The organism is Mycobacterium sp. IDUB_1, from assembly GCF_055419625.1.
On record NZ_JBVAYA010000001.1, the window covers coordinates 233,353 to 255,735 of the forward strand.

General features: G+C 67.3%; 24 protein-coding genes. 19 read left to right on the top strand and 5 right to left on the bottom strand.

Translation table 11 applies throughout. The features are described 5' to 3' along the window. Nucleotides 1-32: 32 nt before the first annotated feature. Entirely contained in the window at nucleotides 33-1,562 is a 1,530-nt protein-coding gene (locus ACZYYX_RS01160; RefSeq protein WP_463812571.1) for an APC family permease, read from the bottom strand. Between the two features lie 190 nt (nucleotides 1,563-1,752). Here ACZYYX_RS01160 and ACZYYX_RS01165 point away from each other — a divergent pair, with 190 nt between their 5' ends. The 14 genes from ACZYYX_RS01165 (at nucleotide 1,753) to ACZYYX_RS01230 (ending at nucleotide 14,114) form a co-directional block, all read left to right on the top strand. Then, the gene (locus ACZYYX_RS01165; protein WP_463814752.1) at nucleotides 1,753-3,033 is read left to right on the top strand and encodes a class-III pyridoxal-phosphate-dependent aminotransferase; all 1,281 of its coding nucleotides are present in this window, start codon (nucleotides 1,753-1,755) and stop codon (nucleotides 3,031-3,033) included. Continuing rightward, the gene (locus ACZYYX_RS01170; protein ID WP_463812572.1) at nucleotides 3,030-4,580 is read left to right on the top strand and encodes an aldehyde dehydrogenase family protein; all 1,551 of its coding nucleotides are present in this window, start codon (nucleotides 3,030-3,032) and stop codon (nucleotides 4,578-4,580) included. Before ACZYYX_RS01165 ends, ACZYYX_RS01170 begins: the two co-directional genes overlap by 4 nt. A gap of 3 nt (nucleotides 4,581-4,583) precedes the next feature. Next, nucleotides 4,584-5,198 carry a BMC domain-containing protein gene (locus tag ACZYYX_RS01175; RefSeq protein WP_463812573.1) on the top strand — a complete coding sequence of 205 codons (615 nt, stop codon included), beginning with the start codon at nucleotides 4,584-4,586 and terminating at the stop codon, nucleotides 5,196-5,198. Further along, nucleotides 5,195-5,692 (top strand): hypothetical protein, encoded by a 498-nt coding sequence (locus ACZYYX_RS01180; RefSeq protein ID WP_463812574.1) that lies wholly within the window; start codon nucleotides 5,195-5,197, stop codon nucleotides 5,690-5,692. Before ACZYYX_RS01175 ends, ACZYYX_RS01180 begins: the two co-directional genes overlap by 4 nt. Then, nucleotides 5,689-5,934 carry a EutN/CcmL family microcompartment protein gene (locus ACZYYX_RS01185; protein WP_335333126.1) on the top strand — a complete coding sequence of 82 codons (246 nt, stop codon included), beginning with the start codon at nucleotides 5,689-5,691 and terminating at the stop codon, nucleotides 5,932-5,934. Before ACZYYX_RS01180 ends, ACZYYX_RS01185 begins: the two co-directional genes overlap by 4 nt. Nucleotides 5,935-5,999: 65 nt before the next feature. Continuing rightward, the gene (locus ACZYYX_RS01190) at nucleotides 6,000-6,281 is read left to right on the top strand and encodes a BMC domain-containing protein (protein ID WP_463812575.1); all 282 of its coding nucleotides are present in this window, start codon (nucleotides 6,000-6,002) and stop codon (nucleotides 6,279-6,281) included. A gap of 9 nt (nucleotides 6,282-6,290) precedes the next feature. Next, nucleotides 6,291-6,944: a microcompartment protein gene (locus tag ACZYYX_RS01195; RefSeq protein WP_463812576.1), complete on the top strand. Its 654-nt coding sequence runs from the start codon at nucleotides 6,291-6,293 to the stop codon at nucleotides 6,942-6,944. Then, nucleotides 6,941-7,942 (top strand): phosphotransferase enzyme family protein, encoded by a 1,002-nt coding sequence (locus tag ACZYYX_RS01200; protein ID WP_463812577.1) that lies wholly within the window; start codon nucleotides 6,941-6,943, stop codon nucleotides 7,940-7,942. The genes ACZYYX_RS01195 and ACZYYX_RS01200 overlap by 4 nt, the downstream gene beginning before the upstream one ends. Nucleotides 7,943-7,959: 17 nt before the next feature. After that, a complete protein-coding gene (fabG, locus tag ACZYYX_RS01205) occupies nucleotides 7,960-8,739 on the top strand; it encodes a 3-oxoacyl-ACP reductase FabG (RefSeq protein ID WP_463812578.1) in 780 nt (259 codons plus the stop codon). A gap of 53 nt (nucleotides 8,740-8,792) precedes the next feature. Beyond that, nucleotides 8,793-9,569 (top strand): GntR family transcriptional regulator, encoded by a 777-nt coding sequence (locus ACZYYX_RS01210; protein ID WP_463814753.1) that lies wholly within the window; start codon nucleotides 8,793-8,795, stop codon nucleotides 9,567-9,569. A 12-nt stretch (nucleotides 9,570-9,581) separates the two neighbouring features. Further along, complete coding sequence (gene gluQRS / locus ACZYYX_RS01215) at nucleotides 9,582-10,466, top strand: tRNA glutamyl-Q(34) synthetase GluQRS (protein WP_463812579.1); 885 nt, start codon at nucleotides 9,582-9,584, stop codon at nucleotides 10,464-10,466. A 45-nt stretch (nucleotides 10,467-10,511) separates the two neighbouring features. Continuing rightward, entirely contained in the window at nucleotides 10,512-11,978 is a 1,467-nt protein-coding gene (locus ACZYYX_RS01220; protein WP_463812580.1) for an ABC transporter permease subunit, read from the top strand. Continuing rightward, nucleotides 11,975-12,730, top strand: a complete 756-nt coding sequence (locus tag ACZYYX_RS01225) for an amino acid ABC transporter ATP-binding protein (RefSeq protein WP_463812581.1) — start codon at nucleotides 11,975-11,977, stop codon at nucleotides 12,728-12,730. Before ACZYYX_RS01220 ends, ACZYYX_RS01225 begins: the two co-directional genes overlap by 4 nt. A gap of 22 nt (nucleotides 12,731-12,752) precedes the next feature. After that, nucleotides 12,753-14,114 carry a flavin monoamine oxidase family protein gene (locus ACZYYX_RS01230; protein ID WP_463812582.1) on the top strand — a complete coding sequence of 454 codons (1,362 nt, stop codon included), beginning with the start codon at nucleotides 12,753-12,755 and terminating at the stop codon, nucleotides 14,112-14,114. 6 nt (nucleotides 14,115-14,120) lie between these two features. Here the strand turns inward: ACZYYX_RS01230 and ACZYYX_RS01235 are convergent, their stop codons facing one another. Both ACZYYX_RS01235 and tgt read right to left on the bottom strand, forming a co-directional pair. Next, nucleotides 14,121-15,383, bottom strand: coding sequence for a cytochrome P450 (locus tag ACZYYX_RS01235; RefSeq protein ID WP_463812583.1), 1,263 nt, complete (start codon nucleotides 15,381-15,383; stop codon nucleotides 14,121-14,123). 3 nt (nucleotides 15,384-15,386) lie between these two features. Then, nucleotides 15,387-16,634, bottom strand: a complete 1,248-nt coding sequence (tgt, locus tag ACZYYX_RS01240; protein ID WP_463812584.1) for a tRNA guanosine(34) transglycosylase Tgt — start codon at nucleotides 16,632-16,634, stop codon at nucleotides 15,387-15,389. A 171-nt stretch (nucleotides 16,635-16,805) separates the two neighbouring features. On the opposite strand from tgt, the gene ACZYYX_RS01245 reads away from it, so the two are divergent. The 3 genes from ACZYYX_RS01245 (at nucleotide 16,806) to ACZYYX_RS01255 (ending at nucleotide 18,019) form a co-directional block, all read left to right on the top strand. After that, the gene (locus ACZYYX_RS01245; RefSeq protein ID WP_463812585.1) at nucleotides 16,806-17,267 is read left to right on the top strand and encodes a lipoprotein LpqH; all 462 of its coding nucleotides are present in this window, start codon (nucleotides 16,806-16,808) and stop codon (nucleotides 17,265-17,267) included. A 79-nt stretch (nucleotides 17,268-17,346) separates the two neighbouring features. Continuing rightward, nucleotides 17,347-17,718 (top strand): hypothetical protein, encoded by a 372-nt coding sequence (locus ACZYYX_RS01250; RefSeq protein WP_463812586.1) that lies wholly within the window; start codon nucleotides 17,347-17,349, stop codon nucleotides 17,716-17,718. After that, nucleotides 17,711-18,019 (top strand): hypothetical protein, encoded by a 309-nt coding sequence (locus tag ACZYYX_RS01255; RefSeq protein WP_463812587.1) that lies wholly within the window; start codon nucleotides 17,711-17,713, stop codon nucleotides 18,017-18,019. The genes ACZYYX_RS01250 and ACZYYX_RS01255 overlap by 8 nt, the downstream gene beginning before the upstream one ends. 26 nt (nucleotides 18,020-18,045) lie before the next feature. Here ACZYYX_RS01255 and ACZYYX_RS01260 read toward each other — a convergent pair whose 3' ends face one another. Beyond that, nucleotides 18,046-18,804, bottom strand: coding sequence for a DeoR/GlpR family DNA-binding transcription regulator (locus ACZYYX_RS01260; RefSeq protein WP_463812588.1), 759 nt, complete (start codon nucleotides 18,802-18,804; stop codon nucleotides 18,046-18,048). A 10-nt stretch (nucleotides 18,805-18,814) separates the two neighbouring features. After that, a complete protein-coding gene (locus ACZYYX_RS01265; RefSeq protein WP_463812589.1) occupies nucleotides 18,815-20,806 on the bottom strand; it encodes a PTS mannitol transporter subunit IICBA in 1,992 nt (663 codons plus the stop codon). A 191-nt stretch (nucleotides 20,807-20,997) separates the two neighbouring features. Between ACZYYX_RS01265 and ACZYYX_RS01270 the strand changes: the two genes are divergently transcribed. After that, complete coding sequence (locus tag ACZYYX_RS01270; RefSeq protein ID WP_463812590.1) at nucleotides 20,998-22,083, top strand: zinc-dependent dehydrogenase; 1,086 nt, start codon at nucleotides 20,998-21,000, stop codon at nucleotides 22,081-22,083. 113 nt (nucleotides 22,084-22,196) lie between these two features. Then, nucleotides 22,197-22,370 carry a CsbD family protein gene (locus ACZYYX_RS01275; protein ID WP_463812591.1) on the top strand — a complete coding sequence of 58 codons (174 nt, stop codon included), beginning with the start codon at nucleotides 22,197-22,199 and terminating at the stop codon, nucleotides 22,368-22,370. Nucleotides 22,371-22,383 lie beyond the last annotated feature (13 nt).

Genomic DNA, 22,383 nt, shown 5'->3' on the forward strand with positions numbered 1-22,383 from the left:
GAAGCCTCCTCGCCGGTCTCCTCTGCGCGAATCTAGTCGCGAACTTCGTTGTCCTCGTACACGATCCGACCGATCAGTTCGTACCGGTCCTTGTCCGCGAATTTGAAGTACAGCGCCATCGCCGCACCGAGCACGAACAGGCCGACCACGATCCATGGTGTCAGCTGGAACAGCAGTGTGCCCGACGCGGCGCCTGCGGCTGCATCTTTGTGTTCCCACAGCAGGTACACCACGTAGAGCATCCCGATACCGCCGAGCAGAGGCGCCAGGAACGTCTTGAACCAGTGCGCACTGGACGGATGGTTCTTGTGGAAGTGGAAGTACGAGACGACGGAGAATGCGCACAGCGCCTGCACGATCAGGATCGCCATGGTGCCCAGGATCGCCAGCAGCGTGTACATGTGCACGTAGGGGTCCATACCGGCGAAGAAGAAGGCCAGGATGATCACCAGCGTGATCCCCGTCTGCACGAACGAGGCGATGTGCGGCGAGCCGTGGTGCGGGTGCGTGGCGCCGAGCGTCTTCTGCAGGCCGGCATGCAGGCCCTCGCGGCCCATCGCGTAGAGGTAACGCGAGGCGCAGTTGTGGAATGCCATGCCGCACGCGAACGATCCGGTCACCAGCAGGATGTTGAACAGAGTGATGGCCCACTCGCCGTAGGTGCTGCGGACGGGACCGAAGAAGATCTCCGACGAGGTATCGGCCGACTGAGCCAGCTCGATGGACTTCTGCGGGCCGGTGCCGGCGATCGCCATCCAGGACACGAAGATGTAGAAGATGCCGACGCCGAGCACCGCGATCATCGTGGCGCGCGGGATGATCTTCTTCGGGTCCTTGGACTCCTCTCCGTACATCGCGGTGGATTCGAAGCCCACCCACGACCAGAACGCGAAGAACAGGCCGAGACCGGCGCTGGCGCCGGCAATGGCGGCAGGCTGGAAAGCACCGACCGGGTTGAGGATCTGACCGACGGCGAAACCATCCGGGCCGCCACCCTTGACCGCGACGGCGATGGCACCGAGCGAGAGCATCACGATCTCGGTGATCAGGAAGACGCCCAGCACCTTGGCGGTGAGGTTGACGTCGAAGTAGGTGAGGATGCAGTTGAGCGCGAGCATCAGGAGCGCCGGGATCAACCAGTGGACCCCGATACCGAACTGACTCTCGAACAGGTTCTGGAAGAAGAACGCGAAGATGCCGATCAGCGAGCCCTCGAACACGACGTAGGCCATCGTGATGATCAGGCCGCTCGCCATCCCGATGACACGGCCGAGGCCGTGGGAGATGTAGCCGTAGAACGCACCCGTGGAGGTGATGTGCTTGGCCATCGTCGCGTATCCGATCGCGAAGAGGCCCAGCACGATCGTCGCGACGAGATAGCCGGCCGGGGCGTGGGCGCCGTTGCCGAAACCGACGGCGATCGGCACGTTGCCGACCATCGCGGTGATCGGGGCCGCTGTCGCCACTGCCATGAAGATCACCCCGAAGGTGCCCACGGCGTTGCGCTTGAGCCGCTGCACCGAATCGTTCGATGTTTGGCGGGGAACGACATCTTCTGTCATAAGACGAACACCTTCCAGGCGAAGGAGAGACCCATCATGGGCAGTCTGTGTGGCCTAGACCACAGGGCATATTCGCAGTCATATTGGCACTACCAAATGAACCGCGCAACCCCAAACGGTCCCTGTTGACATAAATGGTCCTACCGTTTAACTTTTGGTCAACCCTCGCGACCTGACGACAGGGAGTTTCGTGTACGACTACGGCACGTTCTCGTTCGAATCCAAGGCACAGGTGCTCGAACGCGCCAAGGAGTACTGGAACCCGGACAAGACCCAGTTCTGGACCGATTCCGGTGTCGACCTCGTGATCGACCGCAGGCAGGACTACTTCCTGTGGGACATGAGCGGTCGCCGCCTGATCGACATGCATCTCAACGGCGGCACCTACAACCTCGGCCACCGCAATCCCGAACTGGTCGCAGCGCTTTCCGAAGGCATGCAGTACTTCGACGTCGGCAACCACCACTTCCCCTCCGTCGCGCGAACGGCTTTGGCGCAGAAGCTGATCGAGTCGGCACCGGCGTCGCTGACCAAGGTCGCGTTCGGTTCCGGCGGCGGAGAGGCCATCGACATCGCGCTCAAGAGCGCACGCCACGCCATGCAGCGCCGCAAGATCGTCTCGATCGTCAAGGCCTACCACGGCCACACCGGACTGGCGGTCGCCACCGGCGACGACAGATTCGCCAAACTCTTCCTCGCCGACCGGCCCGACGAATTCGTCCAGGTGCCCTTCGGCGACACCGACGCGATGGAGCAGGCGCTGCGCGGCCGCGACGTCGCCGCGGTGATCATGGAGACCATCCCCGCCACATACGGATTCCCGTTGCCCCCCATCGGATATCTGGAAGCGGTCAAGGACCTGTGCGTGCGCTACGACGCGCTCTACATCGCCGACGAGGTGCAGACCGGGCTGATGCGCACCGGTGAGATGTGGGCGATCACCAAGCACGGCATCGAACCCGACATCATGGTGACGGGCAAGGGCCTCTCGGGCGGCATGTATCCGATCACCGCCGCACTGCTGAGCGATCGTGCCGCGCAATGGCTCGATCAGGACGGCTTCGGCCACATCTCCACCTTCGGCGGCGCCGAACTGGGCTGCGTGGCCGCTCTCAAGACTCTCGAGATCACGAGCCGTCCCGAAGTCCGCTCATCGGTGCATTACATCGCCGACATCTTTGCGCGCGGTCTGGCCCGCATCCAGGCCGACCATCCGGAGTGGTTCGTCGGCATCCGGCAGAACGGTGTGGTGATCGGCCTGGAGTTCGACCACCCGGAGGGTGCGAAGTTCGTCATGCGCGAGCTGTACCGGGGCGGCGTGTGGGCGATCTTCTCCACCCTCGATCCCCGTGTCCTGCAATTCAAACCGGGCCTGCTGCTCAACCGTGACCTGTGTGAGGACGTGCTCGACCGCGTCGAGGTCGCCGTCGGGCGCGCGAAGCTGGCCGCGACCGGACGGAGGAAGCCGTGATATCGGTAGCGCAGGCGGGTCAACTTCTGGAACGGGCGCGCTTCGCCGCGGCCGCCTACGCCGAGTACGACCAGGCGTCGGTGGCACGCATCGTCGACGCGGTCGCCGACGCCGGGCACCGCAACGCAGAACGCTTTGCCGCCGCCGCGGTCGCCGAGACCAAGATGGGCGTCGTCGAGCACAAGATCGTCAAGAACCGCGCCTGCTCACGCGGAATCGTCGAGTTCTATCGCGATCAGGACTACGTGACCCCGCGTATCGACACCGCCCGCAAGATCGTGGAGATCCCCCGCCCGGCCGGCGTCGTGCTGGCGTTGTGCCCGACCACCAATCCCGTTGCGACGGTGTACTTCAAGGTGATCCTGGCTCTGATGACGCGCAACGCGGTGGTGGTCGCGCCGCATCCGCGGGCTCGGCAATGCTCGGCCGACGCGGCCCGGCTCCTGGCTGAGGCCGCCGTCGCCGCCGGTGCCCCCGACGGGATCGTCGAGGTGATCGACGAGCCGACGCTGCCGCTGATCGAGGCGATGATGATCGACGAGCGCACCGATGTCATCGTCGCCACCGGCGGCACAGGCGTCGTGCGGGCGGCCTACTCCTCGGGCAATCCTGCGCTGGGCGTCGGCCCGGGCAACGTTCCGGTGTTCGTCGACGCCACGGCCGACATCGACGCCGCCGCTCGGCGCATCGTCGAAAGCAAGGCGTTCGACAACTCGGTGCTGTGCACCAACGAATCCGTGTTGATCGCCGAGGAGTCGATCGCCGGCAAGCTCACCTCGGCACTCACCCGCCACGGGGCCCACGTTCTGGATGCTGACGCCACCCAACGCCTGCGGGAGTACATGTTCGGAGAGGGCACCTTGAACACCGAGGTGGTCGGCCGCGATGCGGCATGGATCGCCGAGCGCATCGGGCTGCGCGTCACCCCCAAGACGAAGGTGCTGATCGCCCCGTTCACCGACCTCATCGGTGAGGAGGTGCTCACCCACGAGAAGCTCAGCCCTGTACTGGGCATGACCACGGTCGCCGACGCCCAGCGCGGTATCCGCGCCGCACGCGCGGTGGTGCGCATCGCCGGTGCCGGACACTCGGCCGCCATCCACAGCGAAAGCGCCGCTGTCATCACCGAGTTCGCCGCATCGGTGCCTGTGCTGCGGGTGTCGGTCAACGTCGGGAACAGCACCGGTAGCTCCGGTTTGGAGACCAACCTCGCGCCGTCGATGACCATCGGCACCGGATTCGTCGGGCGCAGCTCCATCGGTGAGAATCTGCAACCCGAGAACCTGATGAACTGGACGCGGATCGCCTACAACGCCGACGCCGGCGTGGCGATGCCCAGCTTCGCGGGTCTCTCGCCGTGGCGCTCCCCCGCTGAGCCGGTGCCCGCCTATCCGCGTGCGTCCAACGACGCGTCCGGCGCTGCACCCGCTCCCGCGCCGAGCCACCCGACCCCGTCCCGCCGCGCCGCCGACCCGGGCATCGAGGCGCTGCGCGCCGAGCTGCGCGCGATGGTGGCCGAAGAACTCGCCCAACTGATCAAGAGGTGACCCGTGGCTGAACTGCGTTCGTTCATCTTCATCGATCGGCTCCAGCCGCAGACGATGTCGTATCTGGGCACCTGGATCAAGGGCGCCCTGCCGCGCGCCGGCGTGGCGGCTCAGATCATCGAAGTGGCACCGGGTCTGGACATCGAGGGCATCACCGACGTCGCCCTCAAGCACGCAGAGGTGCAGGCCGGTGTGCTCGTCGTCGAGCGTCAGTTCGGGTACCTGGAGTTCCACGGTGACACTGATGCGGTGCAGTCCGCGGCCGACGCCGCACTGGCCGAGCTCAATCGGGACGGCGATGCAGCGGCTGACGTCAAGCCACCGCAGATCCTGGCGTCGCGCATCATCTCGAGCATCGACTCCCAGCACGCATTCCTGATCAACCGCAACAAGATCGGGTCCATGGTGCTGGCCGGGGAGACCCTCTACGTGCTCGAGATCGCGCCCGCGTCGTACGCGATCCTTGCCACCAACGAGGCCGAGAAGGCCGCCGACATCAAGGTCATCGATTTCCGCATGATCGGTGCCACGGGACGGGTCTACCTGTCCGGCAGTGAGTCCGACATCCGTCAGGCCGCCGCGGCGGCCGAAGAGGCCCTGGCCCGGAGCGTGCGGTGAGCATCGACCGCGACGCGCTGCGCCAGATGGTGCGCGAGGTGATCAGAGAGTCGATCGGCGACCTCACGAGCGCGCCGGCGACGCGGCCGGCCCCGCAACCCCCAGCACCGGCACCCGCGCCCGCGCCCGCACAGAGCGGTCCCGTGGCCACCGGACCGCTGGCTGCCGACGAGCGGTCGCGAACCGACACCGTGCGGATCGCGACCGACCGGGACCTCGACGCGTTCGTACGGAATCTGTTGCGGCTGTTCGAAAATCCCAAGACCCGAGCCGACCTCAAGCACGGCCGACTGTCTTTCCGGCTGGCAGGCACGCAACGTGGCGGCGCCGGCGGCAGCAGACGCGTCGACCGGGGCGCGGTCACCGAGCGGCAGATCGCCGACATCGCCGCGTCCGGATCTTCCCTCGTCCTCGGCCCCCGCGCCGTACTCACCCCGCTGGCCCGCGAACGCGCCCGTGCGCTGGGCGTGACGATCCACAAGGAGCGAACATGATCCGTGGCACGGTCACCGGTCAGGTCTGGTCGACCCGACGCATCGACGGTCTGCCCGCCGGCGCCTTTCTCGAAGTCGAGGTCGACGGCTCCGGGTCGCGAATGATCGCATTCGACGTGCTGGGCAGTGGCGTCGGCGAACACGTCCTCATCACCCAGGGTTCCGTCGCGGCGAGCTGGTTCACCGGCACGCCGCCGCCCGTCGACGCACTCATCATCGGCTCCATCGACGCCAACGAATAGCCGACGAATAGCCACCCCGTCACAACCCGTACACCCGTCACAACACCCACACAAAAGGAGAAACCATGGCCAGCAACGCGATCGGCATGATCGAGACCAAGGGCTTCGTCGCGGCGCTCGCCGCGGCGGACGCGATGGTCAAGGCCGCCAACGTGACCATCACCGATCGTCAACAGGTCGGCGACGGCCTCGTGGCCGTGATCGTCACCGGCGAGGTGGGTGCGGTCAAGGCCGCGACCGAGGCCGGTGCCGAAGCCGCTTCCCAGGTGGGCGAGCTCATCAGCGTGCACGTGATCCCGCGCCCGCACAACGAGCTCGGCGCGCACTTCTCCGTCGCCTCGCAGTAACCTCACCCGATGGCCGCCACCGACGCACCGACCCGGACCGACATCCGCGTCTACCTGCTTGTGGAAGACCTGCAGCAGCAGTTCGCCGCCTATCTCGGGACACCGACCCGCGCCAGGGGATATCCGCCGTATGCCGGTGAGCACGCGCTCATCGTCGAGGTGTCACCTGCGCTGGCGATCGAACGGGTCATCGATCTGGCGTTGCGCGAGGTGCCCGGTATCCAGCCCGGAATCCTCTACGTGGAGCGCCAGTTCGGTGTCCTCGAGATCCACTCGAGCGATCTCGCCGACGTGCGCCGTGCCGGCGAGGCGATCCTGAGCGGCACCAAGAGCTCGGCGTCTGATCAGCTGCGCCCGCGGGTGCTCTACCACGACGTGATCGACGACATCACCGATCAGCACGCGGTGATCCTCAACCGCAACCGTCAGGCCTCGATGGTGCTCCCGGGGCAGTCGTTGCTCGTCTACGAGGTGACGCCCGCGCTGTTCGCCGCGGTGGCCGCCAACGAAGCCGAGCGCGCCGCGCCCGGACTGACTCTGGTGGACGTGCAGATGATCGGAGCTGCGGGCCGCCTCTACATCAGCGGCAGCACGGCCGATGTGGTCACTGCCCGCGAAGCGATCACGACCGTGCTTCAGGGGATCGAGGGGCGGGACCATTGAGCGGATCCGGTGATGACCTCGGAGACGATGAGGTCGTCGCGCAGAAGGCACTCGAGGATTTCGACCTGCCGCAGGGTTCGGCGTTGCGGCTGCTGAACCTCTCGGAAAACGCCACCTTCGCTGTCGAGGAGCCGGGCTGCGGGCATCGGTCGATCCTGCGGGTGCACCGCAAGAACTACCACCGCGCCGATCAGATCGAGTCGGAGCTGATGTGGCTGGACGCGCTGCGCCGCGACAGCGACGTCACGGTGCCGATGGTGGTACCGGCCCGGGACGGGCGCCGGGTGGTCACCGTCGAGCACGACGGCGCGCAGCGGCACGTCGTGCACTTCGAGATGGTGGCCGGCGCCGAACCCGACGAGAACGCGCTCACCAGAACCGATTTCCACACCCTGGGTCGCATCACCGCCGCATTGCACGACCATGCTCGCAGCTGGCAGCGTCCGGCGGCGTTCAGCCGCTTCGCCTGGGACTGGGAACACAGCCTGGGTGCTTCACCTCGCTGGGGTCAATGGCGCGACGCGATCGGAGTCGGCGCGCACGAGGCCGAGGTGCTGACGCGAGCCGAGCAGCTCCTCGGCCGCCGCCTCACCGAATACGGTACGGCGACTGACACCTTCGGATTGGTGCATGCCGATCTGAGGCTGGCCAATCTGCTCGTCGACGGCGAAACGATCACGGTGATCGACTTCGATGACTGCGGATTCGGCTGGTACTTCTACGACTTCGGCACCGCGGTGTCGTTCTTCGAGGACCATCCCTCGGTCCCGGACTGGCAGGACGCCTGGGTCGGCGGCTACCGCACCCGCCGCGAGATGACTGCCGCCGATGAGGACATGCTCGCCTCGTTCGTCCTGCTGCGCCGTCTGCTCCTGCTCGCCTGGATGGGCACGCACAGCCATTCCCGGGAATCACAGGCGATTTCCGTGACCTACGCCGCGGGCAGCTGCACGCTCGCCGAGAAGTACCTGTCCTCCGATGGTCACTCGCTGACCTGACACTCGAAAGGTTGTCCATGTTCACCTCCCTGCAGGGCCGCACGGCCATCGTGACCGGCGGTAGCAAGGGCATCGGCCGCGGGATCGTCGAGGTCTTCGCCCGGGCCGGCGTCAACGTCGTGCTCACCGCCCGCACCCAGGCCGACATCGAGCGCACCGTCACCGATCTCGCCGATCTCCCTGGTTCGGTGAGCGGCGTGACGGCCGACGTGACGAGCCCCGAGGATTGTCGCGCGGCGGTGGCTGCCGCCGTCGAACGCCACGGCGGCCTCGACATCGTGTGCGCCAACGCCGGGATCTTCCCGTCCGCGTCGCTGAGCGAGATGACGCCCGAGGACCTCGACCAGGTGCTCGACACCAACGTCAAGGGCACCTTCTACATCGTGCAAGCGGCGCTGGAGCCGCTGACCGCCAGCGGCCACGGCCGCATCATCCTGACCTCGTCGATCACCGGGCCCATCACCGGCTTTCCCGGCTGGTCGCACTACGGCGCGAGCAAGGCCGCACAGCTCGGGTTCCTGCGCACCGCCGCGATCGAGTTGGCACGCAAGAAGATCACGGTCAACGCGGTCCTGCCGGGCAACATCCTGACCGAGGGCCTCGTCGAGATGGGCGAGCAGTACATGGACCAGATGAAGGCCGCCATCCCGACCGGCACACTCGGCACGGTCGCCGACATCGGCAACGCCGCACTGTTCTTCGCCACCGACGAGGCCGTCTACATCACCGGCCAGACACTCGTCGTCGACGGTGGCCAGATACTGCCCGAATCGGCAGAGGCGCTCGCCGACCTCTAGAGAGCACGTATCCTGATTTGGTCAGACCAAATTCAGGCGGGAGGGGCACGGTGGTGGCCACGCATACCGAGGATCTGCGGCGCCGCATCGTGGCCGACATCAACGCGGGCGTACCCGGGACCAAGCTCGGCAGCGAGCGTGAGCTCGCCGAGCGGTACCGCACCAGCCGGTCCAGCCTGCGCCAGGTCCTCGCCGCCCTCGAAGAGGCCGGCCTCATCGACCGGGTTATCGGGCGGGCCGGCGGGATCTTCATCAGCCACGCCCAGGTGCAGCGCAGCCTCGGCGACGTCGTCGGCGTCCCCGCGTTCCTGGCCAGCCAGGGCTACGTGGCAGGCACCAGGGTCCTGTCCACGAAGATCTGCACGCCCGATTCCGCCGCCCAGAAAGCGCTGGGCCTCGCCGCCGATGACTTCGTCATCGAGATCCAACGCGTGCGTCTGGCCGATGGGTCGCCGATCTCCCTGGAATTGGCGCAATTTCCCGCCGACGCGTTTCCCGGTCTGCTCGAACAGCAACTCGGCGGCTCGCTCTACGAGATCCTGGAAAGCCGCTACGGTCTGGTCGCCGCCCGCGCCGACGAGCGCATCGAGGCGGTCAACGCGACCGCCGAAGAGGCCACGCTGCTGGGCATCAAAGCGAACTCCGCGCTGCTGCTCATCACCCGGATCACCTACGACCAGCACGACACCCCGTGCGAGTTCTCCCGCGACCTGTTCCGCGGGGATCGCACGCGCCTCGCGGTCACCGCGCAGGGGCGCGGCGTCGGCGTCGCACCCGCGGTGGCGGCGGCATCGGTCGCACTGCAGAGCCAGGACCGGCGCGCCGTCTGACACAGTGAACCGGTGACCCGTTCGACCGGCGCCGGCAGGTTCGCCCCGAGCCCGTCGGCCGACCTGCACCTGGGCAACCTGCGCACGGCGGTGCTGGCCTGGCTCTTCGCCCGCTCTACCGGCCGCCGGTTCCTGATGCGGGTCGAGGACCTCGACGAGCGCACCCACACCGACATCGCCGAGCGTCAGCTCGCCGACCTGGCCGCCCTCGGCATCGACTGGGACGGTCCGGCCACCAGGCAGACCGACCACCCGCAACGCTACGACGCGGTCGTCGAGGATCTGGACCGCCGCGGCCTGCTCTACGAGTGTTATTGCAGCCGTAGGGATATCGCACAGGCGCCGCGCGCTCCACACGCCCCTGAAGGGGCGTACCCGGGCACGTGCCGCGACCTGACCGACGCCGAGCGGGCGCGGCGACGCACCGACACCGGACGGCCCCCGGCGCTGCGGCTGCGCACCGACACGACCACGGCGACGGTGCACGACGTGCTGCACGGCGACTACACGGGCCTGGTCGACGACTTCGTCGTCCGCCGCGGCGACGGGGTGCCCGCCTACAACCTCGCGGTGGTGGTCGACGATGCCGAAGCCGGGATCGACCAGGTGGTCCGCGGAGACGACCTGCTGTCCTCCTCGCCCCGACAGGCCTACCTCGCACGGCTGCTCGGCCACGAAGAACCGGTCTACGCCCACGTCCCCCTCGTCCTCAACGCCGACGGCGCCCGGTTGGCCAAGCGCGACGGCGCGGTCACCCTCGCCGAGATCGGGGTCGCGCAGACGCTGTCTCTGATCGGCGATTCTCTCGGTTTCACGTCGACGACGGTGGCCGGCATGCTCGACGAGTTCGATCCGGCGCGTCTGCCTCGCTCACCGTGGATATATCTGCCCGGGTGAGCAGAACCCTTTCGGTCGACGGGCGGTGTTGCTAGCGTGCGCCCGATGCACCGACTGCGCCGTGCGTTACCGGCGGTCCTCCTCCTCGTGGCGCTGCTGCTCGCCGCGTGCGGCGGACCGGCCACCGACAGCGATACCCCGATCAAGTCCTCGGGCGTGCTGCGGGTCGGCACCGAGGGCGTCTACGCGCCGTTCTCCTACCACGACGCCAGCGGGGCACTGGTGGGCTACGACGTCGACGTGGCGAGGGCGGTCGCCGACAAGATCGGCGTGACGGTCGAGTTCGTCGAGACGCCGTGGGATTCGATGTTCGCCGCGTTGGAGGCCAACCGGTTCGACGTGGTCGCCAACGAGGTCACGATCACCCCCGAGCGGGACGCCAAATACGATCTCTCTCAGCCGTATTCGGTGGGTGAAGGAGTGATCGTCACCCGTGCCGACAACACCTCGATCAAGACACTGGCCGACATCAAGGGCAAGGTCGCGGCCACGAGCGCCACCAGCAACTGGGCGGATCTGGCCCGCAAGGCGGGCGCACGCATCGAGACGGTCGAGGGCTTCACCCAGGCGATGGCACTGCTCAGCCAGGGCCGGGTGGACGTCGTCATCAACGACAGCATCTCCGTGTACGCCTATCTCGCCGAGACCAAGGACACGGCGGTCAAGATCGCCGGTCCCGCAGGCGAGAAGAGCGAGCAGGGGTTCGCGGCGCGCAAGGACAGCGGCATGCTGCCTGAACTCAACGGCGCACTCGACCAACTGCGCGCCGATGGCACGCTGGCCCAGATCTCGCAGAAGTACCTGAACGCCAACGCCTCGGGCGCACCTGACGCCGCGACGCCCGCACCGCGTTCGACATGGACGTTGATCGCCGACAATCTGTGGCCGCTGGCCAAAGCGGCGTTGACCATGACGATCCCGCTGACCGTGATCAGTTTCGCGCTGGGATTGGTGATCGCGCTCGCCGTGGCCCTGGCGCGCCTGTCGTCGAATGTCGTGGCCAGCAACGTGGCCCGGTTCTACATCTCGGTGATCCGCGGAACCCCGCTCCTGGTGCAGTTGTTCATCGTGTTCTTCGCCCTCCCGCAGTTCGGCATCAAGATCGATCCGTTCCCCGCCGCGGTGATCGCGTTCTCGCTCAACGTCGGTGGTTACGCGGCCGAGATCATCCGGTCGGCGATCCAGAGCATTCCGAAGGGCCAGTGGGAGGCGGCACAGACCATCGGGCTGGACTACACCGGCACCCTGCGCCGGATCGTCCTGCCCCAGGCCGCGCGCGTCGCGGTACCGCCGCTGTCGAACACCCTGATCTCGCTCGTGAAGGACACGTCGCTGGCGTCGACCATCCTGGTCACCGAACTCCTGCGGCAGGCCCAGATCATCGCCGCGCCGACGTTCGAGTTCTTCGCGCTGTACGGCACCGCCGCCGTCTACTACTGGGTGATCTGTCTGGTGCTGTCCTTCGGCCAGGCCAGAATCGAGCATCGACTGGAGAGGTACGTGGCGAGATGAGCGAAGACCGGATCGTCGCCACGGGCGTGCGGAAGTCCTTCGGCCCGCTGGACGTGCTCAAGGACGTGTCGTTCACCGTGCCCCGCGGCTCGGCGACGACGATCATCGGCCCCTCCGGGTCGGGCAAGACCACGCTGCTGCGCGCACTCAACGCACTCGACGCGCCCGACGCAGGCGTGATCCGGGTCGGCGACGTCGAGGTCGACTTCAGTGCGCCCGTCGCGAAGAGCCTGCTCCGGGAGTACCGGTCGCAGAGCGGCTTCGTGTTCCAGTCGCACAACCTGTTTCCGCACAAGACGGTGCTGGACAACGTCACCGAGGGGCCGATCGTCGCGCAGAAGCGTCCGCGTGATGAGGCCCGGGCCGAGGCGGTGACGCTCCTCGAGCAGGTGGGGCTGGCCGACAAACGAGACCAGTATCCGTTTCAGCTCTCCGGCGGGCAGCAGCAGCGGGTCGGGATCGCCCGGGCGCTGGCGCTCAAGCCCAAGGTGGTGCTGTTCGACGAACCCACCTCCGCGTTGGACCCCGAACTGGTCGGTGAGGTGCTGGCGGTCATCCGCGATCTGGCCGTCGAGGGCTGGACTCTGGTGATCGTGACTCACGAGATCCAGTTCGCCCGTGCCGTTTCCGATCAGGTTCTGTTCACCGATTCCGGGGTCATCCTCGAGCAGGGTCCGCCGGCCTCGGTGATCGGCGATCCGCAGCACGAGCGCACCCGGCAGTTCCTGCAGCGAATTCTCAACCCGCTCTAGGCCGTCGTGAGAAGCTGTCGGCATGGCAGCACTCGAGGCGGACGTCGCCATCGTCGGCGCGGGTATCTCCGGGTTGATCGCGGCCCGCACCGTTCTCGCCGCGGGCCTGACTCCGGTGATCCTGGAGGCCGACGAACGCGTGGGTGGCCGCGTCCTCACCGAGGAGGTGGCGCCCGGCTTGCCGGTGGAACTGGGCGCCCAGTGGATCGGCGACACCCACCACCGGATGTTCGCGCTGGCCGCCGAACTCGGGGTGCAGACCTACGAGCAGTACGACGAGGGCGAGACGTCCTACGAGCTGGCAGGCTCAGGTGTGTTGCGCGAGAGCGAGTTCCATCGCAGGTTCGGCGGTGAGCTCGCCGAGCTGGAAAAGGTGCTGCGCCTGCTCGACGAGCTGGCCGCCGAGGTTCCCCCGGAGGCGCCGTGGACGGCGCCGCATGCCGCGGAGTGGGACGCGATCACCGCGGGCGCCTGGTACGACGGTCAGGGACTCTCCCCGGTGGCACGCACGCTGCTCGAGATCTGCACGGTGGGAATCCTCGCGGTGCCGACGGTCGAGGTGTCGTTCCTGCACCTGCTGTTCACGATCCAGACGTGCGGTGTCACCGCCGAGCTGTTCGCCGAATCCGAGGGTGGGGCGCAGACGACCCGATTCGTCGGCGGTACGGCCGAGATCCCGAATCGATTGGCCGCGTTGGTCGAAAGCCACCTGGTGCTCGAGGCGCCGGTGCAGCTGGTCGAGCACACCACCGACAGTGTCACTGTGCACTGCCGCGGCGGCCGGACCGCCCGAGCACGCCGGGTGATCGTGGCGATCTCGCCGATGCTGGCCGGCCGCATCTCCTACGACCCGCCGCTGTCGGGCTATCGCGACCAGCTCACCCAGCGCATGCCGAATTCGGCTGCCATGAAAGCGTTTTTCGTCTACGACGAGCCGTTCTGGCGTGCCGACGGCCAGAACGGCCAGCTGATCTCCGACGTCGGACCCGCGCGGATGTCGAACGACACCTGCATCCCCGGCGACGACCGCGGGGTGATCCTGCTGTTCCTCGAGGGCGAGCAGGCACGCACGCACCTGCACTGGTCCGAGGAGGACCGGCGGGCAGCGCTCACCGCGGAACTGGTCCGTCACTACGGGGACCGGGCAGCGCATCCCGAGTTCTACATCGACGGCGAATGGGGCAGCCGACAGTGGACGCGCGGCTGCTACAACGCCAACTGCGGTCCACTCGTGTGGACCACCTACGGTCCCGCGCTCGCCGAGCCGATCGGCGTCATCCACTGGGCCTCCACCGACACCGCGACGCACTGGAGCGCCTACATGGAGGGGGCGGTCGAAGCCGGCGAGCGCGCCGCCGGTGAGGTCATTGCGGCGCTGAGTTAGCTTGCGTCACAATATGATCGACAGCTCCTCCATGCCGCGCAGCGTGACGTTCGGTTTGTAGACCGGCTGGGCGGCCAGCCGTGCATCGGGGAAGCGGTTGGTCAGCGCGGTCAGCGCCACGGTGGCCTCGAGGCGCGCGAGCGGAGCCCCGATGCAGAAATGCGGGCCCTTGCCGAATCCGAGGTGACGGATCAGCGGGCGGTCCGGATCGAAATCGTCCGGGCGCTCCGTCGCCGCCGGATCACGGTGCGCGGCGGCCAACATGAGCAACATGTTGTCGCCCTTGGGAACTCGAACATTTCCCCTGTCGCTCCGCTCCTGCCCGCCGGTTGCATCCCCGATGACCATTTCCTCCCCCGCGACCCGACCGATGAGCTGCACCGGCGGGTCGTAGCGCAGCGTCTCCTCGATCACCGTGGCGGCTCGGCCCGGATCCCGGGCCAGCGCCGCCCACTGGCCGGGGTGGCACAGCAGCGCCAGCGTCGCGTTGGCGATCAGGTTCACCGTCGTCTCATGCCCGGCGACCAGCAGCAGATGGCACGTCGCGACGATCTCGTCCTCGGTGAGCACGTCGCCGGACTCTTCGACCGCGACCAGAGCCGACATCAGGTCCTCACCCGGTTCGCGCCGCCGGTCGGCGATCAGGCCGCGCAGGTACTCCCGCAGCCAGCGAGCCGCCCCCAGACGTTCCTCGATGCCGTCACCGGCGGCCCCGGTGATCGGCAGGAACGGATCGAGAGACTGAGCCGCCAGCGCGGAGGCGGCGCGGAACTGGGGCTCGTCCTCGACCGGCACCCCGAGCAGACGGCAGATCACCGCGACCGGCAACGGGTGGGCCAGCCCGGCGACCGCGTCGAACGGGCTCGTCACCTCGTCGAGCAGATCGTCCACCATGCGTGTGATGGCGGGTTCCAGCTCGCGCACCACCTTCGGGACGAAGGCCTTGCTCACCAATCGGCGCAGCCGGGTGTGGTCGGGCGGATCGAGGAACAGGAAGCCGGGCGGTCCCAGGGGGCGCGCCGGTGCGCCGTCGGCTATCGCACGCTGCGCCACCGTGGACTTCAGCCGATCGCTGCACGCCGCGGGGTGACGCAGCACCTCGTCACAATCGGCGTACGACGAGAACACCGCGAGATTGTGGTCGGGTAGCAGCAGGGGGCCGTGAGCGCGCAGGCCCGCGTAGAGCGGATACGGATCGGCACGGTGGGCCGGGTCGAGGAGCTCGCGCAGCAGGACGTCAGGCGTCTCTTCCGTCCTCCCTGCAGTCATGCCCTATTGTGCGCGCGCCGCGTAGTACCGACCCAGAACGTGCTCGCGCAGCTCGTCGAACCGACCCTCGATGATGGCCGCGCGGATGTCGTCGACCAACCGGACCACGAAGCGCTCGTTGTGGATCGTCGCGAGCGTGGAGGCGAGGATCTCCTTGGCCTTGAACAGGTGGTGAAGGTAGGCCCGCGTGTAGTGCGCGCAGGTGTAGCAGTCGCACTCGGCGTCCAGCGGCGTGAAGTCACGCCGGTAGCGCGACCCGGTGATGTTGTAGCGGCCGTCCGCCGAGTAGATCGCGGCGTTGCGTGCCACCCGCGAGGGCGAGACACAGTCGAACGTGTCCGCGCCGGCCTCCACCGCGGCGAACAGGTCGTCGGGCTCACTGATGCCGAGCAGATGTCGCGGCTTGTCATCGGGCAGCTCGCTGGTGACCCAGCCGACGATGGTGGCGAGATTCTGCTTCTCCAGCGCGCCGCCGATCCCGTACCCGGCGAAACCGACGCCGTCGTCGTCGACGATCTCGGTCAGCCCGCGCGCGGCCTGCCGGCGCAGGTCCTCGTACTGGGCGCCTTGGACCACACCGAACAGAGCCTGCGGCGGTTTGTGGGCGCGCACCTCCGTCAACCGGCGATGCTCGGCCAGGCACCGCTGCGCCCAGCGGTGCGTGCGCTGCACCGACTGCTCCTGGTAGCCGCGGGTGTTCACCAGCGTGGTCAGCTCGTCGAACGCGAAGATGATGTCGGCGCCGAGCTGATGCTGGATACCGATCGACACCTCCGGGGTGAAGCGGTGCGTCGAGCCGTTGAGATGCGAGCGGAACGTCACGCCGTCGTCGTCGACGTGGGCGAGCCGCTGTTTACCCTCGGCGATGACGTCGTCGGTCTGCACCCGCGTGGTGTCCATCGCCAGCACTTTCTTGAACCCCACACCCAGCGACATCACCTGGAAGCCGCCGCTGTCGGTGAACGTGGGACCCGGCCAGTTCATGAAGGCGCCCAAGCCGCCGGCCTCGTCCACGATGTCCGCGCCGGGCTGCAGGTAGAGGTGGTACGCATTGGCCAGGATCGCCTGCGCACCAAGACTTTTCATGGCCTCTGGGAGCACGGCCTTGACGGTGGCCTGGGTGCCGACGGCGATGAACGCCGGAGTGCGGATCTCGCCGTGCGGAGTACGGATCACGCCGGCCCGGCCCGGACGCCCCGGCAACTCCGCGTCGACGCTGAAGAACGGATCGGAGAGGGTGGGGGGCGGCACGAGCGTCGATTCTTCCACTGCCGGAAATCGGGGCCACGAGGGCCGAGTCTGGGTATCGGCTGGCTCCCGGCTGTGTCACATTTTCGTCATATTGCTCACCCGGCCCGGCCCGCCACCCATACTGACCGCGGCGATCCACCGGCGGATCGCACGATATGAAGGAGAACCGTGATGAAGCGTGAATTCCTGGTCGCCGTCGGCGGCGCAGCGATCCTCATCGCCGGCCTGTCAGGCTGTTCCTCCGAGAAGAAGTCCGAGACATCAGGAGAGACCTCGTCCGCCGCGGCGGCCGAAGGGAAGTCCACCGTCACCATCGACGGCAAGGACCAGGAGATCCAGGGCAACGTGCTCTGCACCGACGCGGGCGGCAACACCAACATCGCGATCGGTAACCCGACCGGCGGTGTCGGTGCGGTGGTCACCACGGGTGACAGTCCGTCGGTGGTCTCGGTCGCACTGGGCAACGTGAACGGCGTGACGCTGGGCTACGCCAGTGCTGCGGGCCAGGGTGAGGCCAAGGTCGAGAAGGACGACAAGACCTACAAGATCTCGGGCAACGCCACCGGCATTGACATGGCCAACCCGATGCAACCGGTCACCAAGCCGTTCGAGATCGAGGTCAGCTGCCCCTGACGCCCCGACAAGACTGAATTGGGGCCAATGCCGGCAAAGCCCGCTCGGGAGGACGAGCCGACCACTTAGGCTGCAGGGCATGAAAGGTCTGCTCGCTCTTGCCGGTGGTCTGCTCGTCGCTCCGATCCTGGGCGTCGGGGTAGGAACCGCCACGGCGTCGCCCGGCGCCTGCGACGACGCCTCATGCGTCCCGTACGTGGATCGCGGCGTGCATGCCGGGGGCGAATGTAACCAGGCCACCCGCTACAACTTCGGCCTGGATGCCAGCGGCAACACGCTGGCGTGCGGGTCCAAGCGCATGTGGGTGTCGTTCCCGCCGCTGGAAGGCGTGCGCCTGCTGCGCTCACCGTGCGGGGCTGCGACCGGCGTGGCGCAGTCGCCCGACGGCGTGCCGCTCAAGTGTTCCGGGGGCGCGTGGACCGCCGATTACTCCGTGATGTTCTATGGCTGACGACATGGATACCAACGGCGATTACGACGATTCAGGGCCCGACAACACCCTCGGGCCGAGTGAGTCCCTGGACTCCGACGAGGTGCGCAACGACGACGGCGACATCGTCGTCGATCCGCCGGATGAGTGGATCGACGCCGAGGAGGACGAGAGCCTCGACGAGCGGCTCGCCGCCGAAGAGCCCGACGTGCTGCCGCCGCCCGATCCCGAGGTGCAGACCGATCGCCGCACGCTCGGCCAGATCGACGGCACCCCGGAAGACGGTGACTCGTTCTACACCGTCGTGGACAACGACGAATGATGAAGCGCGTCGACGACGGCGAGTGACTAGGCGCGGACCACGACGGGGCCGAGGGCCTCGTACCTTCGGGCGAGCGACGTGTCGAGTTCGGCTCCACTGACGATCGATTCGAAGTCGGACACCTTCGCGAAGCGACAGAAGCTGCTCTCGCCGAATTTCGAGTGCGCGGCCACCAGGATGGGTCGCCGCGCCACCTGTACCGCGGTGCTCTTGACCGCGGCCACCGCCGGATCGGGCGTCGTCAGCCCGTGCTCGAGGGAAATTCCGTTGGTGCCGAGGAAGGCCACGTCGATCACCAGCCCGGAGAGCATGTCGACGGCCCAGTGATCGACGGTGGCCAGGGTCCTCCCCCGCATGCGGCCGCCGAGGAGCAGCACGGTGACGGTGCGGCTGTGTGCCAGTGCCTCGGCCGCCAGCAGTGACGACGTGACGACAGTCAGCTCCTCCTCGGCCAACCGTTCGGCGATCAGCCGGGGCGTGAATCCCTCGTCCAGATAGACGGTTTCGGCGCCGTGCAGCAGCTCGGTGGCCGCGATCGCGATGCGATGCTTCTGCGCGAGATCGACCTGGCTGCGGTACTCGACACCCGACTCGAAGGACGCCGTCTCCAGTGGCACCGCGCCGCCGTGCACCCGCTTGAGCAGCCGGCGGCCGGCGAGCACCTTCAGATCACGGCGGATGGTCTCGCTCGCGACGTCGAGCTCTGTCGCGAGCGATGCCACCTCGACTCGCCCACGGGTGCGGGCGAACTCGACGATCCTGCTCTGGCGGGTGTCGGAATCCACCGACGTCACGCTAGTCGGCTGCGGTGAGGATCGTCTTGATCTCCTGGGCCGTCGTGGCCTGCCGCAGCCGGGCGACGTCGTCGGCCTTGAGGAACACCTGTGCGATCTTCGTCAGCAGCGCCATGTGATCCTTTCCGGCCCCGGCGATCCCGACCACGAACTCGGCCGGCTTGCCGTTCCAGTCGATCGGCTCGGGGTAGCGCACGAACGACAAGCCGGTGCGCCGGATCGCGTCTTTCGCCTCGTTGGTGCCGTGCGGGATCGCCAGACCGTTGCCCATGTAGGTCGAGATCGAACTCTCCCGGTCGTGCATGGCGGTGACGTAGGCCTGCTCGACTGCGCCTGCGGCGACCAGCAATCGGCCTGCTTCGTCGATGGCGTCGGCAGCGCTGCGCGCGGTGCCAGCGAGCACGATGGAGTCCACGGACAGCACGTCGCCGTCGGTGGCCGGCGCGGGCTCGTCGGGTACCGGTGTCGCGTCGGTGCCCGCTGCGCCGTTGGTCTCGGCGAGCGTGCCGACGATCTCGTCGTAGCGGGGGCTGCCCATGAAGTCGTCGACAGAGACGTGCAGCGCCGACGGCGTGCGCTGGCGGGCGCGGTCGGTCAGGTCGCGGTGGGACACGACGAGGTCGTAGGTGTCAGTCAGGTTGGAGATCGCCGAGTTCGACACCTTCACGTCACCGAAACCAGCACTCTGGATCTTTCTGCGCAACACCGACGCACCCATGGCCGACGAGCCCATACCGGCATCGCAGGCGAACACGATGGAGTGGATGGGCCCCATCCCCGAACCAGGACCAGTCGCGACCCCGCCCACGAGAGCCGAAGCGACACTGGACTTCTTGCCCTTCATGGACTCCATGCTGGCGGTCGCAGCCGCCAGGTCGGGCTCGTCGATGTCCTTGTCCGTCTTCAGCAGGAACGCGGCGACCGCGAACGACACCGCGGTGGCGCCCAGCACGGCCAGCGTCACCCCGAGGAAGCTGTTGCCCGGCGTCTGCGCGTAGATCGCGATGATCGATCCCGGCGCGGCGGGAGCGCGCAGCCCGGAGCCGAACAGCACGTTGATGAACACGCCTGTCATACCGCCGAGGATGGTGGCGGCAAGCAGCTTGGGCTTCATCAGGACATAGGGGAAGTAGATCTCGTGGATGCCGCCGAAGAACTGGATGATCGCGGCGCCCGGCGCGGAGGCCCGCGCCGCTCCGCGGCCGAAGAACATGAACGCCAGCAGCACACCGAGCCCGGGGCCGGGGTTTGTCTCCAACAGGAACAGGATCGACTTGCCGGTTTCCAGGGCCTGCGTGGTGCCCAGCGGGGTGAGCACGCCGTGGTTGATGGCGTTGTTGAGGAACAGCACCTTCGCCGGCTCGATCAGCAAGGAGGTCAGGGGCAGCAGGTCGTTGGAGACGAGGAAGTCCACGGCGTTGCCGGCGCCGCGGGTGAACGCCGAGACGATCGGGCCGACACCGAAGAAGCCCACGATCGCCAGCAGCATGCCGAGGATGCCTGCGGAGAAGTTGTCGACCAGCATCTCGAAGCCAGGACGGACCTTGCCCTCCCACAGGGCGTCCAACTTCTTCATGCACCAGCCACCGAGGGGACCCATCAGCATGGCGCCCATGAACATCGGCACGTCGGCACCTGTCACCACGCCGATCGTCGCGATCGCGCCGACGACCGCGCCGCGGTTGCCGTGCACCATCCGGCCGCCGGTGTAGCCGATCAGGATCGGCAGCAGGTAGGTGATCATCGGGCCGACGATGCCGCCGCCGTCGTAGGAGCCCCATCCGCCGATGTGGGCGACCCATCCGTCCGGGTTCTTCAGAGCGGAGAAGATGCCCTGAAGCCAGCCCTGCTCGATGAACAGCGCGGTGATCAGACCCCACGCGATGAACGCCCCGATATTGGGCATGACCATGTTGGACAGTGCGGTGCCGAATTTCTGGACGCGCACCCGCGCCCCGGCACGGGGTGGTGTGTCCTGGGTTGCTGTTGACATGGAGCTCCTCCGATTCTCGCCGGTGACGCCGGTCACATCGTCAAGTAGACCGCACAAACGGGCATCTCCGCAAGGACTCGGGCATATTCGGTCAAGATTTACGGTGGTTTTATGCCCGTATGCCGGATAGAGTGCTGTAGAGCACACCGTCCGAGCACGAGCGTGTCGGCACAACCGAGAGGACACCCACGATGAAGGCACTGCGCTTCTACGCCCCCGAAGACGTCCGGCTCGAAGACGTTCCGGAACCGGACTGCGCGCCCGATGAGGTGAAGTTGCGTGTCCGCAACTGCTCGACGTGCGGAACCGACGTCAAGATCTTCTACAACGGCCACCAGAACCTGACGCCGCCGCGCACGATCGGACACGAGATCGCCGGCGAGATCGTCGAGGTGGGCGACCAGGTCAACGCGACCTTCGGCAGCAACTGGGCAGTGGGCGATCGCGTCCAGGTCATCGCGGCGGTGCCGTGCGGCGAATGCTACGAGTGCCGCAAGGGCTGGATGGCGGTGTGCCAGAACCAGACGTCGATGGGCTACCAGTACGACGGCGGCTTTGCCGAGTACATGATCGTGCCGCGCCAGGTGCTCAAAGTCGATGGGCTGAACCGTATTCCGGACAACGTCGGCTTCGACGAGGCGTCGGCAGCCGAGCCGTTCGCGTGCGCGATCAACGCCCAGGAGCTGCTCGGCATCGAAGGGGGTGACACCGTCGTGGTGTTCGGCGCGGGCCCCATCGGCTGCATGCACATCCGCATAGCGCGTGGCGTGCACAACTGCGGGCCCGTGTACCTGGTCGACGTGAACGCCGCGCGCCTGCAGATGTCCGCTGATGCCGTCGCCCCCGACGAGATCATCAACGGCGCCGAGGTCGACGTGGTCGAGCGCGTCATGGAACTCACCGGCGGCCGCGGCGCCGACGTGGTGATCACCGCGACGGCAGCCAATGTGGCTCAAGAACAAGCCATTTCGATGGCAGCGCGCAACGGGCGGATCTCGTTCTTCGGCGGTCTGCCGAAGACGAACCCGACGATCACCTGCGACTCCAACCTGGTGCACTACCGGCAGCTGCACATCCACGGCGCCAACGGCTCCGCCCCCGAGCACAACAAGCGGGCGTTGGAGTACATCTCGACCGGGCAGGTGCCGGTCAAGGACCTCATCACCCGTCACATCCCGCTCGACGACGTCCTCGAGGCCTTCAAGATTGTCAAGAACGGCGAGGCGATCAAGGTGACGGTCGAGCCCGTCCCGGCGGAGGTGCCCGCCGGCGTGTGACCTGACCGTCGGAGTCGACCCGTGACGGTGTGTTTCAAATGCGGACCGTTCAGGTACCCCACTCCCAACGGCCCGACCCTCGGGCTGGACACACGAGCGAAGGGACCGCGCAGATGGGCGCCGACGACAAGGCCAGCAACAAGATCGACGACCTCGGCGGGAAGGCCAAAGAAGGCCTGGGCAAGGTGACAGGCGACAAGAGCACCGAGAACGAGGGCAAGCTCGACCAGGCCAAGGCGAGCGTCAAAGACGCCGTGGAAAACGTGAAGGACGCTTTCAAGAAGTAAGCGCCCGACTCAG